The following is a 13,194-nucleotide window of genomic DNA, read 5'->3' on the forward strand; positions in this document are numbered from 1 at the left end:
CTACTTATCCATAGAGCGAACTTCAACGTCCACTTCAGGTGCAAGATCAAGCTTCATTAGAGAATCAACAGTTTCTGGTGTAGCAGAAACAATATCTATAACTCTAGCGTGAATACGAATTTCAAATTGCTCACGCGCTTTTTTGTTAACATGCGGAGATTTAAGAACAGTATATTTACGAATCTTTGTTGGTAAAGGGATTGGACCACGAATTTGGGCACCTGTACGCTTTACAGCCTCAACTATTGATGCTACTGATCTATCTAATACACGATGATCGTATGCTTTCAATTTTAAACGAATTTTTTCCATGTTTTTCCTTCTAAAGAACTCGTTAGGTCTTGCCTAACTATTTTAAGGGAGCGGAATTTTACCAAAATAAGTTCTTATATTCAAGTATATTAGGGGCAAAAACTATAATTTATTGAAATTTACTTCCTTTAAGGAAGGAAATGATAAAATTGTCTTATGCAAAATCTACTTCAAGAATTATATAAAACTGATATTCATTTAGAAAAATTTCATTTTAGAAAAGCATTTATTGAAAATAAAAGTTATCAAATTAATGGAATTTCTCAATGTGGAAAGAGTAATTTAGTTAAAAATTATCTCTTAGGACTTAAAAAAAACTCCTACTTATATATAGATTGTAATGATATAAGAATAGATATAGATGATTTAAATGCAGAACTTGCTAGATTTTGCAATCTAAATAAAATAGATATTTTAGTCTTAAATAACTACAAAACAGAAATAAAAATTGTTAATGTTACTCAGTTGATTATTTGTTGTGAAACTCATCTAAAACTAGATTTTCTTCAAACTATAACACTTTATCCTCTTGACTATGAAGAATTTTTGGCATATGAGCATAAATACGACTCAACAGCACTAAATCATTTCTTTCAACTTGGAGGCTTTCCGTCAATGCATAAACTCCACAATGATGAGAGAAACCTTCATATACAAAAGATACTCAAGCTTTCTTTAGATGCGATGGAGTTTGATATACTTGTATTTTGTGCAAAAATGATGGCTCAAAAACTATCTCCATTTTCTATATATGAACGCTTAAAACAAAGTAGAAAGATATCAAAAGACAAACTATATAAATCTTTTGATACTCTGCATAAAAAAAACTATATACATCTTTTAGAAAAAGCGAACCATCCAAAAGCTACAAAAAAAGTATACCTTTGTGACATCTCTTTAAAATCTGCTCTTAGTCTTGATAAACACTTTGGAAGACTCTTTGAAAATATGATTTATTTAGAATTACTAAAGTCAGGAGTTAAATCCTTTTATGAAGATGGCATAGATTTTTATCTTCCTTCAAGTGATGAAGTGATTTTAGGAATGCCTTTTACAGATGAGAGAGCTTTGTTTAAAAAGATGGAAGCCATCGAAGCTTTTATATTTTCTTATGGCATAAAAAAAGTAACCGCAGTAACAATGAATACAGAAGGAAGTGTAAGTCACCCTTTTTCAAAGGTTGAGATGCTACCATTTGATATCTGGGTATTAGGAGATTAAATGCTATGTGGCATCGATGAGGCAGGTCGTGGACCTATTGCTGGTGATTTAGTTATGGCGGGTTGTATCTTAAACTCTCCCGTAGATGGATTGAATGATTCTAAAAAATTGACTGAAAAAAAAAGAGAATCTCTTTTTGAGTTAATCATCAAAGCATCTAGCTACCATATAGTAAAGTTTTCTGCACAAGCAATAGATGCTGATGGCATCTCAAAGTGTTTAGCATCTGGACTTAGAGAAATTATGCAAAATTTAAAGTGTGATGAGTATCTATTTGATGGCAATACAACTTTTGGAGTTGATGGCTTAACTACGATGGTAAAAGCAGATGGAAAAGTTGCAGAGGTTAGTGCAGCATCTATACTTGCAAAAGTTACACATGATAGAGATATTTTAAAAGAAGCTTTAAAATATCCCCAGTATCATTTTGAAAAACATAAAGGTTATGGAACTAAACTTCATGTTGAGATGATAAAAAAATATGGATATTGTGAAATACACAGAAGAAGCTACAAGCTAAAAGCATTGCAAGGGACTCTGTTTTAAGCAACAGCTCCTGCATTAAGAGCTAGTATAGCCATTTTTTGCATGTGTTCAGTTATGTTTACTTTAGCATCTATAGCTTTTTTAAGCTCACCTAAAAAGTACTCTTTGGTTTTTTCATCTGCAATGTTAAATACATATAAAACCCATTCGCTATTAAGTTTTATATCTTCTTGCTCTTTTGTAACTTCAAAGACTCTGTATAGGTTAATATTACTATGTTTTAGTAATTTTAAGGCACTAATGTAAAAAGATGGTACATCATAGTTTATAAGTGTTTCTAGTTCATTTTTTGGTATCGTTATTTCATTATCAAAAGAATCCTTCTGACCAAGAACAAGGGCATCTCCAATTATAAGTTGCTCTCCTAAAAAGAAAGGCTCTTTTTCATTTGAGATAGCATCTGAATCACTATATATAGTATGCTTATCGATAATAGAAAAATCATCAATAGAGATAGAATTAAAAAAACTATAAACAGTATTTGCCTGTATTTCTATATCTATCTCTTTTGCTTCTTTATTTTTCGGACTAATACTATATGCTTTCATTTAAAAACTCTCCAATAAAATAACACTTACGAAAGTACCTTTTTCAAGGTCCCCATCATCTTGACTTGTAATCATTAAAGCACTAGAGTTTAAAAGATTTGTAAGTATTGCGGAGCTTCCAACTTTTTTATCTTTAAAGTTTACGAAGTACTCTCCATCTATAAGTTCAACATTACAAGCACTAAACTCGCTAAGACGACTTCGTTTTGTAAAATCTTCACTAAGTTTTGCTTCTATCTTTTTATATGCTTCTTTAGTTCCAAGCATTTTTGAAACAAGAGGAAGTCCATAAAGTATAGAAGTAACTGTTGAAGAATATGCAAATCCAGGAAGAGCTAAAATAAACTTTCCATTTCTCTGTGCCACTATAATATGTTTACCTGGTTTTATCGCTACACCTTTGTAAACAATCTCCGCTCCAAGACGCGGAATAATATCTTTTACAAAATCATAATCTCCAACACTTACTCCACCTGTACTTATAAGAATATCAGCCGAGCTAAGAGCATTTTCAAATGTTTGCATAATTGAGTCTTTATCATCAGGGGCAACACCAAGTTGAATAGAATCTGCTCCAGCTTGTTCAAACAAAGCACAAAGTGTATAATTGTTTGAGCTTCTTATTTGTGCAGGATTATCACTTTGCTCTCCAAGGTCTAAAATTTCACTACCTGTTGAGATAACTGCAACTCTTGGTTTTAATGCAACTTTTACCATTACACAGTTTAAACCAGCCATAACACCTATCTCAGCAAAGCCTATCTTTGTACCTTTTTGTATAAGAATATCTCCGCTACTGTAAGCTTCAGCAATTGGACGAACAGAAGAGGCAAAAGAAACCTTTTCATCAATGATGATTTTTCCATCATTCACACTTACATTTTCTATTTGTATAAGTGTATCTGTTCCTTCTGGCATTTTTGAACCTGTAAAAGTTTTAATACATTCGCCACTATTTACTATTCTAGTTTCATTATGTCCTGCTGGATTATCTCCAAGAATCAAGATGCTATCTTCATCTAAATCTTCATGCTTAAGTGCATAACCATCCATAGATGCTGTTGGAAATTGAGGATCGTGAAACTCTGCTACTATATCCTCAGCTAAAATACGCCCTAGAGAAGAGCTAAGAGGTAAATTTTGAGTTCTTAAATTTCCAACATCCAATAAATCCAACATTGTTTGACTTGTTTCATACGATAATAATTTCATTTTAAAATGCCACTCCCTTTTATAGCTGTTGATCTATCTTTGGCATAGATGCGTTGCCCATCTTTTAAATCATATTTCCAAATAGGAGCAGATGCTTTAAAGTCTTCTACAAATTCATCTATAAACTCTAAGGCAACTCTTCTTTTTGGAGAAAAAACTGCTGCTATATAAGATGATTCATGAAGCATTACATCTCCACGAGAGTGAGCCATTTTTATAATCGCACCTTTTACTTTTGCTTTTTTTTGCCAAGAATTAAACCATTTTTGTAAAATAGGCTCGTATATATCAAAACTAAGTCCCTCTATTTCATCTTCACTTCTAACAGTTCCAACAAAAGGTATATAAGCCCCATAATTACTTGTTACTTCTTGCTCATACCAATCCTTTAAAATTGTTGGTACATCTAAAGAGCCATCATAAAGATTCAGCATCTATTAGCCTCCACAAACGGGAGGAAGAAGTGCTACTCTATCTCCATCTTTTAAAACAAAATCTCTTGTGCTTACAAGTGTATCATTTACTGCAACCGCAGAAGTCTCTAACCACTCTTTCATCTGTGCATCATCTTGAAGTATATTTGCTAATTCATTTAAATTTGTAATATCTAACTCTAAAGGTTCTTTTTGTATCGGTCCTAAAAATTCAACTCTTACCAAGAATGACTCCCCAATATCTATTTATTTTAAGTGATTATATCAAAATAAGCTAAGGGGTGTATAATTTCGCATGGTTTTTGGAAAAATAGAATATTTAAATCTTTTACCTTTTCATGTGTTTATGAAACGCTTTACGAAAAGCAATCAGCAAAGTATGAGTATGCATTATAAAAGAGGAGTTCCTGCAAAGATAAACAAAGAATTTTTATCTCATAGAGTAGATGCTGCTTTTATCTCTAGCATAAGTGCAAAAAATCATAACCACGTAAACTTGGGAATAATCGCAAAAAAAGAAGTTCTTAGTGTCTTAGTTGTCCCAAATGTAAAAAATGAAGCCGATATAGAGTCAGCTAGTTCTAATGTACTTGCAAAAATTTTAGATATCAAAGGTAAAGTTCTAATAGGTGATAAAGCTCTTAAGCATTACCTCGATAAAAAACCTTATATAGACTTAGCATCTCAGTGGAATTCTAGATACAAACTACCATTTGTTTTTGCTCTACTTTGCTATCACAAAGATAAGCGTTTATATAAAAATATTGAAGCACAATTCTTAAAACAAAAAATAAAAATCCCACAATATCTTTTAAAATCAGCATCTATAAGAACAGGTATTTCAAAAGAAAATATACTTAACTATCTTTCATACATTTCGTATGACTTGGATTTTAAAGCAAAAAAAGGTCTTTCACTTTTTTATAAAAAAAGTTCCTATTAAATATTGTTTAGATAAAATGATATTATGAAGACAACATTATTACTTTTGTTTCCTATTGTTCTCTTCGCCTCTGAACCTATATTACCAATTCCTATAGATATAAAAGTAGATTTAAAAAAAGCGAAACTTGGTCAAAAACTATTTTTTGATACTACTCTTTCTAGAGATAATTCAACCTCCTGCTTTAGCTGTCATGATGTTTTTAATGGTGGAGCTGACCCTGATATAGTCTCTAAAGGTTTCGCAAATAAAAAAGGCAATGTCCAATCCCCTACAGTATTAAACGCTAGATACAACTTTAAACAATTTTGGAATGGTCGAGCAGAAGACCTAACACAACAAGCTGATGGTCCCATAAACAACCCAGTTGAACATAACATGAATCCAAGAATTATTGAAGATAGACTAAATAATTCATCACAATACAAAAAAATATTTAAACTTGTTTATGGAACTTCAGTAATTTCCTACAAACAAGTCCTAGATGCTATAGTAGAATTTGAGAATGCTCTAACCACACCAAACTCCAAGTTTGACAAATTTTTAAGAGGCGAAATTAGCCTAAGTAAAAATGAAAAAGATGGTTATATTCTTTTTAAAAAAAATGGCTGTATTACTTGTCATAATGGAATTAATATTGGTGGTAATGCATTTCAAAAAATGGGAACATTTTTAGAGTATGAAACAAAAAATGACTATCCTGACAGAAGTAAAATTACACATAATCCAAATCATAAAAATGTTTTTAAAGTTCCTACACTTAGAAACATAAATAAAACAGCTCCTTACTTTCATGATGGCAGTGCTAAGACACTAAAAGAAGCTTTGAGTGTAATGACTAAACATAACTTAGGAATTAAACTTGATGATAGAGAAGTTAAAAAAATTATTTCATTTTTGAAAACACTCGATGGTGAACTACCTAAAATACTGAGGGGAAAATGAAACTAAAACAAGTAATGTTCTTAGTGCTAGGACTTGGAATTATTTCGTCTATTGCTATTATTTATTTTTACATTATTCAAAAAAACTTCACCAAACAACACAGAGAATTTATTCTATCTGTAAGTGCATTAGAAAATGCCCATATTGACCTAGAACATCGAATACTAAAAAGTTCAATATATGCTTACCATAATCAAGATGAAATGGCAGCGACCATAAAAAGGGTTAAAAAAAATTATAAAAACCTAATTGAATCAAGAATATTAAAAGACACCACATATCTACAAACTAAAAAAAATCTATTATTACTTCAAAAAGATATCACTATTAATATGCAAAATATAGAAGAATATATTATGTTAAATGCAGGGATCAAGAACTCTTTAGTATTTTTAAGTAGGTATATAGATGAAGCGACATTTTTACAAAATGAAGATGAACATCTTTTTATAGATGCTATACAAATTTTAAAGAACTTCAACGATGCAAAAAAAATGCAAGATAGTGACTATATAAATAATACAAGTTTTTCACTAACATCTAACTCTAGAGATGCTAAAACTCAAATCTTTCTTTATAACTTTAACCTTCACTCTAAATACCTTCTAAACAAATATCCAATATATTTACAAACAACAAAAACTATTCTTAATGATAATTTTCACAAACATATAGAGGCACTAAAAAAGGAATTCTCAAGCAAAGCTTTAAATGATTTCAAAGCACTTGATAAATTTGCATTTATATTATTTAGTGTATTTGTCTTTTCTCTTTTTCTTATAATTCTTCTTTTCATAAAATATATGCGAGAGAACAAAAAACTTCTTAAAACTAAATCTTCATTAGAGCATTCTCTTGTATATGACCAGTTAACTGAGCTTAATAATAGAAGAGCATTTGAGATTCACCTTAAAACAATTAAAAAACCACATCTTCTAATTGTTAATATTGACGATTTTAAATATATTAATGATATATATGGAAATGATGTAGGTAATTTAATACTGCAAAAATTAGCAAAAATTTTAAAAGATGAGTTTTCAGGTCGCTCAAATACTTATATCTATCGTATTGATGGGGATGAGTTTGGAATATTGTTTGATAATATTTCAGATAAGAAAGCATATAAAATTGCCAAAGCGCTAGAAAATAAGATATCAAACTATAACTTTATAGTTTATGATTTAACTCTGCATCTGCTAGTTAGTATTGCAAGTAACTCGGTAGTCCCTATTTTAGAAAATACTGATCTTGCTCTAAAACTACTTAAAAAAGATTACACAAAAAGAGTTTTAGAGTACACTGATTCTCTTAAGCTTAAAACAAATGTTAAAAAGAATATGAATACGATTGAACAGATAAAAAGTGCTGTACAAAACGATAGAATAATTCCATTTTTTCAACCAATAATTAACCTCAACACATCTAAAATAGAAAAGTATGAAGCTCTAGTTAGACTAAAACTTAAAGATGGAGCTTTCTTGCCACCATCTAAGTTTTTAGATATCGCCAAAAAAAGTTCTTACTATCACTTTATAACTAAGACAATGATAGAAAAAACTTTAAAAATAGCACAAGAATTTCCTCAATATAGATTTTCAATAAATATTTCTATGATAGATATACTAGATGCAAAGCTTACTCATATGTTGTTTAAAACTTTAGATACCAACCTTGATGTAGCAGGACGAATAGACATTGAATTGCTAGAGTCAGAAAACCTTCAAAATTTAGAAATTGTTCAAGAGTTCATAAATAAACTTCATACTTTTGGCTCAAAAATCCTTATAGATGATTTTGGTACAGGCTACTCTAACTTCTCATACTTTTCAAGTTTGGACATAGATATAGTAAAAATTGATGGTTCCATAGTTAAAGAAATAGCAACTGATAAGAAAAAACTCCATATGCTCACAAGTATTCATAAATTTTCAAATGGAATGAATATGGAAAATGTTGCTGAGTTTGTTGAAACAAAAGAAGTGGCAGAACTACTTAGAGAAATAGGCGTAAAATATGCGCAAGGATATTATTTTAGTCAGCCAATAGAGAGACCTCTAGAGGATGACAGAGTGACTATATAAACTATTTTAGAATCTTAGATAACTCTTTTTTATATGCTTTAATTTCAAAATCTTTTATTTGTGCTACACCACTATCTACAGCAGCTTGTGCAACAGCACTAGAAACCTCAACTATAAGTCTTTTGTCAAAAGGAGACGGTATAAGATAGTTTTTGCCAAATTTAATGTCACTTGAATAAAGTTCTTTTATCTCTTTTGTTACTTCTTTTCTAGCAAGGTCAGCTAAGGCTTTTGCCGCTGCAATTTTCATCTCAAGGTTAATCTTTGTAGCACGAACATCCATAGCCCCTCTAAAGATAAATGGGAAACCTAAAACATTGTTAACTTGGTTATCAAAGTCACTTCTTCCTGTTGCAACAAGGGCATCTGGTCTTGCCGCCATAACCTCATCTGGGAAAACTTCTGGAACTGGATTTGCCAAAGTGAAAACTATTGGTTCGTTTGCCATACTTTTAATATCTTCTATTGTGAATGAGCCTGGACGAGAAAGTCCTACAACAACATCAGCAGATTCAAATACTTCAGAGTGAGTCATATAACCTGAAGCACAAAACTCTCTTTTAAAATCATTTAAATCACTTCTTCCATTGTGGATAACACCTTTAGAGTCAAGCATATATATTTCTCTAACTCCCAAACTTCGGTAAAGTCTTGCACAAGAGATTGCTGCCGCACCTGCACCAACAACAACAATTTTTAAATTATCTATCTTTCTATGTGTTACTTCACAAGCATTAATTATAGCTGCTGCTGAAATAACTGCTGTTCCATGTTGGTCATCATGCATAACAGGAATATCTAACTCTTCAACTAAACGGCGTTCTATTTCAAAACACTCTGGAGCTTTTATATCTTCTAAGTTTATACCGCCAAAAGTAGGAGCAATTGCTGTAACAACTGAACAAAATCTATCTACACTTTCTGAATCAACTTCTATATCAAAACAATCAAGTCCAGCAAAATTTTTAAATAAAACCGCTTTCCCTTCCATAACAGGCTTAGATGCTAAAGCACCAATATTTCCAAGTCCTAATACTGCTGTACCATTTGTAATAACTGCTACTAAATTCTTTTTAGCAGTATAACGATAAGCATTTTCTGGATTTTTTTCAATTTCTAAACATGGAACTGCCACACCTGGTGTGTAAGCTAATGACAAATCTCTTTGTGTTTGAACTGGTTTAGTAGTTTCTACTGAGATTTTTCCTGGTTGAGGAAATTCATGATAATCAAGCGCTTCTTGGTCTGTTGTTGGTGTTTTTGACATATTGCAAACCTCTATGTATAATTTTTTCGGAATTATATCATAATTTCTTTTTATATTACTATATCAATTTAATAATAAAAACTATTCTGACTCGATTAACTTTACTTTTTAAATTTTTGCTTTTTTTAACTCCAAGAAGTTTTTTTGTGCCATTTTAAAGCGTAAAGAAGTATAAAAACATAACAAACAATTCCTACTAAATAAGAAGACTGCATATCCCCGCTAACTTGTGCAACTTTACCAAAAACAAGAGGTAAAATCGCTCCACCTGCTATTGCCATGATAAGCAAAGCACTTCCTTGAGCGGTGAACTTCCCAAGACCTTCAAGAGCTAATGGCCAAATAGTAGGCCAAACTAGAGCATTTGTAAAACCTAAAAGTGCTACAAAAGCAACACTGTTTGGTAAAGTAGCGATGCCGCTCCAACCCCATAAAATCTCAGAAACCAAATGTGAAGTTGTTGAGCTAAAAGCGACACCTAAAAGTAGTAAAATTCCACCAAGTGCAGAAACTATAAGTGCTTTTTCTTGTGAGAGTTTTTTTGGTATAAAAAAGACTCCAACTAAATAACCAAAAACCATAAAAACCATAGTATATGAAGTTAAAGCAGTTGCATTTACTACATCTAAACTTTGGGCATAAAGTCCTATGGTATCTCCAGCAATCACTTCAATACCTACATAAAAAAACAAAGCAACAGCACCTAAAATAACTCTAGGAAATGCAAAAATATTTCCCTTTGTATTTTCATCTGTTTTTTCAAACTCCAACTCTGGAATAGATGAAAATTTCACTAATGCGATAAGTCCACTTAAAACAATCGCCATGATAATATAAGGAACAATTAGTCTAGATGCCAACTCCTTAGTATCAATAGTATCTGCCGTTAAAGAGCCAATATCAGAGAGTATAAGAGTAGTAAAAAGAAGCGGAACTAAAACCCCTGCACTTTTGTTTATAAGCCCCATAATGCTTATACGCATCGCGGCACTTTCTATGGGACCAACTAAAACAACATAAGGGTTAGATGCTGTTTGGAGGATTGTAAGTCCTGTTCCTAGTGTAAAAAGAGCTAGTAAAAATAGTAAATAGTTCGCACTAAAAGCTGCGGGGATAAAAACTAAACTACCAACAACCATAACCGCTAGACCTATTGCCATACCATTCTTGTAGCCAGTACGCTCTAAAACTATAGCCATTGGAAAAGCCATAACAGTATAAGCTATATAAAAAGCAAAAGTTACAAAAAGTGCTTCAAACTCATTTAACTCACAGACTACTTTTAAAAATGGAATAAGTGAGCCATTTAACCAAGTTACAAAACCAAATATAAAAAATAAAATACCAATAATTATCATCGGTAACATACTTGATTTATTTTGCATTTTTTAATTCCTCTAAATACTTAGCAACTCCATCTTCATCATTGTTATACTTTAAAATAACATCAGCTTCTTGTTTAACTTTCTCCTGTGCATTTGCCATTGCAACAGAAATTTTAGCTAAATTAAACATTCCTAAATCATTATAGTTATCACCAAAAACAGTAAGTTTTGAAAGGTCAAACCCACTATATTCACTAAGAGTTTTAATACCATGAGACTTATCTGCATCTGGATGTAAGATAGTTAAAAAATGACATCCTGTGTAAGCTTCAGGAGCTAAAATATACTTTAAATTATCTCCAAAGCTATCCTCTACCTGTTTTGCTAAATCTTTTAAAAGTTTCTCTTCTCCCATATATACAACTTTAAAGTTATCATCCATGGCGCGGATATTTTTCAAAGCTTGTAGATTATCATCTCGTTTGTATCGAGTTAAAACATTTTTTTGATGATTATTTAGAATATTTGAATGTAAAAAGACTTCATTTAGATTTTGGTCTGCTAAGGCTAAAACAAAAGGATATATGCCAAACTTTGCGCCCTCATCAATAACAGCATCTGCTAAATCTTTTTTTATAAACTTTGTATCAATTATCTTTTTATCAACTGTTGCTATTAAGGCTCCATCTAAAAGAATCATGGGAGCGTTTATGTGGATGCCACCCAAAAACTGCATCGTTTTTTTGTATGTTCTTGCGGTTGCAACACTTAAAATCGAGGCATCTTTATATGAGTTCCAAATATTTTTAGTATAATCGCTAATAGATAAATCATTTCTCAAAAATGTATGGTCTAGGTCTGTAATGTATATGTTTTTCATAAAGAGATTATAGCAAAAAGGTTTAAAATGCAAATTGTGGTAGTAACGGGTGCGAGTAGTGGAATAGGCAAAGAAATCAGTCTAAGACTTCTAAAGCTTGGGTATAGAGTTCTTGGAGTTAGCAGAAGTATAACAGACAAAGGTTTTGAAAGTGAAAATTTTACTCCCTTTCAAGCCGATTTATCAGATGAAAAATCCACTTCTAAAGTTTGTGAATTGTTAAAAAAAGAGAATGTTTCTATACTTATAAATTCTGCTGGTTTTGGAAGATTTGAGCCTCATGAAGAGTTAAGTGCTAGAGTTATAAAAGATATGACTTTTTTAAACCTTACCGCACCGATGCTTTTAGCAAATGCCCTACTTCGAAGTTTGAAAAAAAACGATGGTTACCTGATAAATATAAATAGTATAGAAGCCATAAAAACTAGTAAATTTGCAGGTGTTTACAGTGCAACAAAAGCTGGTTTAAAAGCCTTTGGTGACTCACTATTTGAAGAGAGTAGAAAAAGTGGACTAAGTGTAACTAATATAAACCCTGATATGACGCAAAGTAACTTTTATGAAGAACTTAGATTTACAACAAGCGACAAAGAAGAAGAAAAACTATTTAGCTCTGATATAGCAGATGCAGTTGAGCATATTCTCACCATGAGAAAAGGTGCTGTTGTAAGTGAATATACTATAAGAAGCTTGAGGTTTGGGATTAAAAAGAAATAGTTATGATTTTAAATCTAATTTATGTGTAGGTCTTGCTTGAGTTGCTTGTAAAAATTCTAAATTTTTTTTCATCTTATTCATAGTTACTTTTGTTTCATCTTGAAGTGTATAGATTAACTCAGCGGCTTCTCTTAAAAGATATGAAGCTGATTCCATATCTTTGAGATTATCAAATTTTGGCATATCATCAATAAGCTCACCTAAGGCTTGTGTATTTTTTTCAACTATTGCAATTTTTAAGCTAGTTAACCACATTTGTGCTTTCTCTCCACGCTTCAAGTAAGCCTTTAAAGACATTACTTACTTCATCAAGTTTTTCACTGTCTTTATAAATAGAGGCATCTGTTAGAAGTTGTATTTCATAATTGTAAAGTCCTTCTAGGTACAAAGAGATATCTCCTTGTGTTCTATCAAGTGTAACTAACAACTCTGTAATTATAGCTATTGAACGATTTATCCAATTAACTCTTTTTTCTACATCACCATCTTTTATAGCTTTTTTTGCTTGTGCGTTAAAACGAAGTACCCCCTCATACAGCATCTCAATAAGCTTCGCTGGAGATTCGATACCGATATTGTTTTGTGCATAAATATTATGAGCTAAATTACCATACATTTTAAATCCTTTTTCATCATTGTTAGTTTCTTCCATGTGAGATATATCGACACGAAATTAATTTTCTTAATAGAAAATTTAATATTTAATATTATTACTTTTTTGTCGATAATAGTGTTACACTTTATATATAAAAGGATTTAT

Annotated in this window: 16 protein-coding genes; 6 read left to right on the top strand and 10 right to left on the bottom strand. The window is 31.3% G+C overall.

Translation table 11 applies throughout. The features are described from left to right. Positions 1-312, bottom strand: coding sequence for a 30S ribosomal protein S10 (rpsJ, locus tag MOV42_RS12485; RefSeq protein WP_321777359.1), 312 nt, complete (start codon positions 310-312; stop codon positions 1-3). 156 nt (positions 313-468) lie between these two features. Between rpsJ and MOV42_RS12490 the strand changes: the two genes are divergently transcribed. Together MOV42_RS12490 and MOV42_RS12495 are read left to right on the top strand one after the other, a co-directional pair. Continuing rightward, complete coding sequence (locus tag MOV42_RS12490) at positions 469-1,533, top strand: ATP-binding protein (RefSeq protein WP_324171505.1); 1,065 nt, start codon at positions 469-471, stop codon at positions 1,531-1,533. Continuing rightward, complete coding sequence (locus MOV42_RS12495) at positions 1,534-2,079, top strand: ribonuclease HII (RefSeq protein ID WP_324171506.1); 546 nt, start codon at positions 1,534-1,536, stop codon at positions 2,077-2,079. Here the strand turns inward: MOV42_RS12495 and MOV42_RS12500 are convergent. The 4 genes from MOV42_RS12500 to MOV42_RS12515 are packed head-to-tail and all read right to left on the bottom strand — an operon-like array spanning position 2,076 to position 4,498. Then, entirely contained in the window at positions 2,076-2,627 is a 552-nt protein-coding gene (locus tag MOV42_RS12500) for a hypothetical protein (RefSeq protein ID WP_324171507.1), read from the bottom strand. The genes MOV42_RS12495 and MOV42_RS12500 overlap by 4 nt on opposite strands. Further along, the gene (locus MOV42_RS12505; protein ID WP_324171508.1) at positions 2,628-3,839 is read right to left on the bottom strand and encodes a molybdopterin molybdotransferase MoeA; all 1,212 of its coding nucleotides are present in this window, start codon (positions 3,837-3,839) and stop codon (positions 2,628-2,630) included. Then, on the bottom strand, positions 3,836-4,273 hold the full coding sequence (locus tag MOV42_RS12510) for a molybdopterin synthase catalytic subunit (protein WP_324171509.1): 438 nt from the start codon (positions 4,271-4,273) through the stop codon (positions 3,836-3,838). Before MOV42_RS12510 ends, MOV42_RS12505 begins: the two co-directional genes overlap by 4 nt. Positions 4,274-4,276: 3 nt before the next feature. Beyond that, the gene (locus MOV42_RS12515) at positions 4,277-4,498 is read right to left on the bottom strand and encodes a MoaD/ThiS family protein (RefSeq protein ID WP_324171510.1); all 222 of its coding nucleotides are present in this window, start codon (positions 4,496-4,498) and stop codon (positions 4,277-4,279) included. Positions 4,499-4,568: 70 nt separating this feature from the next. Between MOV42_RS12515 and MOV42_RS12520 the strand changes: the two genes are divergently transcribed. The 3 genes from MOV42_RS12520 to MOV42_RS12530 are packed head-to-tail and all read left to right on the top strand — an operon-like array spanning position 4,569 to position 8,245. After that, a complete protein-coding gene (locus MOV42_RS12520) occupies positions 4,569-5,216 on the top strand; it encodes an MqnA/MqnD/SBP family protein (RefSeq protein ID WP_324171511.1) in 648 nt (215 codons plus the stop codon). A gap of 24 nt (positions 5,217-5,240) precedes the next feature. Continuing rightward, positions 5,241-6,161: a cytochrome-c peroxidase gene (locus tag MOV42_RS12525; protein WP_324171512.1), complete on the top strand. Its 921-nt coding sequence runs from the start codon at positions 5,241-5,243 to the stop codon at positions 6,159-6,161. Continuing rightward, positions 6,158-8,245, top strand: coding sequence for an EAL domain-containing protein (locus MOV42_RS12530; RefSeq protein WP_324171513.1), 2,088 nt, complete (start codon positions 6,158-6,160; stop codon positions 8,243-8,245). Before MOV42_RS12525 ends, MOV42_RS12530 begins: the two co-directional genes overlap by 4 nt. Before the next feature lies 1 nt (position 8,246). Here the strand turns inward: MOV42_RS12530 and MOV42_RS12535 are convergent, their stop codons facing one another. From MOV42_RS12535 to MOV42_RS12545, 3 genes are all read right to left on the bottom strand, one after another. Further along, complete coding sequence (locus tag MOV42_RS12535) at positions 8,247-9,512, bottom strand: malic enzyme-like NAD(P)-binding protein (RefSeq protein WP_324171514.1); 1,266 nt, start codon at positions 9,510-9,512, stop codon at positions 8,247-8,249. A gap of 125 nt (positions 9,513-9,637) precedes the next feature. Further along, entirely contained in the window at positions 9,638-10,897 is a 1,260-nt protein-coding gene (gene gluP / locus MOV42_RS12540) for a glucose/galactose MFS transporter (protein WP_324171515.1), read from the bottom strand. Then, positions 10,887-11,717: an HAD-IIB family hydrolase gene (locus tag MOV42_RS12545; protein ID WP_324171516.1), complete on the bottom strand. Its 831-nt coding sequence runs from the start codon at positions 11,715-11,717 to the stop codon at positions 10,887-10,889. Before MOV42_RS12545 ends, gluP begins: the two co-directional genes overlap by 11 nt. Before the next feature lie 27 nt (positions 11,718-11,744). Here MOV42_RS12545 and MOV42_RS12550 point away from each other — a divergent pair, with 27 nt between their 5' ends. Further along, entirely contained in the window at positions 11,745-12,434 is a 690-nt protein-coding gene (locus tag MOV42_RS12550) for an SDR family oxidoreductase (protein ID WP_324171517.1), read from the top strand. Here MOV42_RS12550 and MOV42_RS12555 read toward each other — a convergent pair whose 3' ends face one another. Together MOV42_RS12555 and fliS are read right to left on the bottom strand one after the other, a co-directional pair. Then, positions 12,435-12,689, bottom strand: a complete 255-nt coding sequence (locus tag MOV42_RS12555) for a hypothetical protein (protein WP_324171518.1) — start codon at positions 12,687-12,689, stop codon at positions 12,435-12,437. It abuts the gene before it with no gap. Then, positions 12,676-13,050, bottom strand: coding sequence for a flagellar export chaperone FliS (gene fliS / locus MOV42_RS12560; protein WP_324171519.1), 375 nt, complete (start codon positions 13,048-13,050; stop codon positions 12,676-12,678). Before fliS ends, MOV42_RS12555 begins: the two co-directional genes overlap by 14 nt. Between the last annotated feature and the right edge of the window lie 144 nt (positions 13,051-13,194).

The organism is Sulfurimonas sp. (assembly GCF_029027405.1).
Classification (GTDB): Bacteria; Campylobacterota; Campylobacteria; order Campylobacterales; family Sulfurimonadaceae; genus Sulfurimonas.

Excerpts from the sequence above, each read along its gene's own strand:
- rpsJ (WP_321777359.1), bottom strand. The coding sequence starts at position 312 with ATGGAAAAAATTCGTTTAAAATTGAAAGCATACGATCATCGTGTATTA.
- MOV42_RS12490 (WP_324171505.1), top strand. The coding sequence starts at position 469 with ATGCAAAATCTACTTCAAGAATTATATAAAACTGATATTCATTTAGAA.
- MOV42_RS12495 (WP_324171506.1), top strand. The coding sequence starts at position 1,534 with ATGCTATGTGGCATCGATGAGGCAGGTCGTGGACCTATTGCTGGTGAT.
- MOV42_RS12500 (WP_324171507.1), bottom strand. The coding sequence starts at position 2,627 with ATGAAAGCATATAGTATTAGTCCGAAAAATAAAGAAGCAAAAGAGATA.
- MOV42_RS12505 (WP_324171508.1), bottom strand. The coding sequence starts at position 3,839 with ATGAAATTATTATCGTATGAAACAAGTCAAACAATGTTGGATTTATTG.
- MOV42_RS12510 (WP_324171509.1), bottom strand. The coding sequence starts at position 4,273 with ATGCTGAATCTTTATGATGGCTCTTTAGATGTACCAACAATTTTAAAG.
- MOV42_RS12520 (WP_324171511.1), top strand. The coding sequence starts at position 4,569 with ATGGTTTTTGGAAAAATAGAATATTTAAATCTTTTACCTTTTCATGTG.
- MOV42_RS12525 (WP_324171512.1), top strand. The coding sequence starts at position 5,241 with ATGAAGACAACATTATTACTTTTGTTTCCTATTGTTCTCTTCGCCTCT.
- MOV42_RS12530 (WP_324171513.1), top strand. The coding sequence starts at position 6,158 with ATGAAACTAAAACAAGTAATGTTCTTAGTGCTAGGACTTGGAATTATT.
- MOV42_RS12535 (WP_324171514.1), bottom strand. The coding sequence starts at position 9,512 with ATGTCAAAAACACCAACAACAGACCAAGAAGCGCTTGATTATCATGAA.
- gluP (WP_324171515.1), bottom strand. The coding sequence starts at position 10,897 with ATGCAAAATAAATCAAGTATGTTACCGATGATAATTATTGGTATTTTA.
- MOV42_RS12545 (WP_324171516.1), bottom strand. The coding sequence starts at position 11,717 with ATGAAAAACATATACATTACAGACCTAGACCATACATTTTTGAGAAAT.
- MOV42_RS12550 (WP_324171517.1), top strand. The coding sequence starts at position 11,745 with ATGCAAATTGTGGTAGTAACGGGTGCGAGTAGTGGAATAGGCAAAGAA.
- MOV42_RS12555 (WP_324171518.1), bottom strand. The coding sequence starts at position 12,689 with ATGTGGTTAACTAGCTTAAAAATTGCAATAGTTGAAAAAAATACACAA.
- fliS (WP_324171519.1), bottom strand. The coding sequence starts at position 13,050 with ATGTATGGTAATTTAGCTCATAATATTTATGCACAAAACAATATCGGT.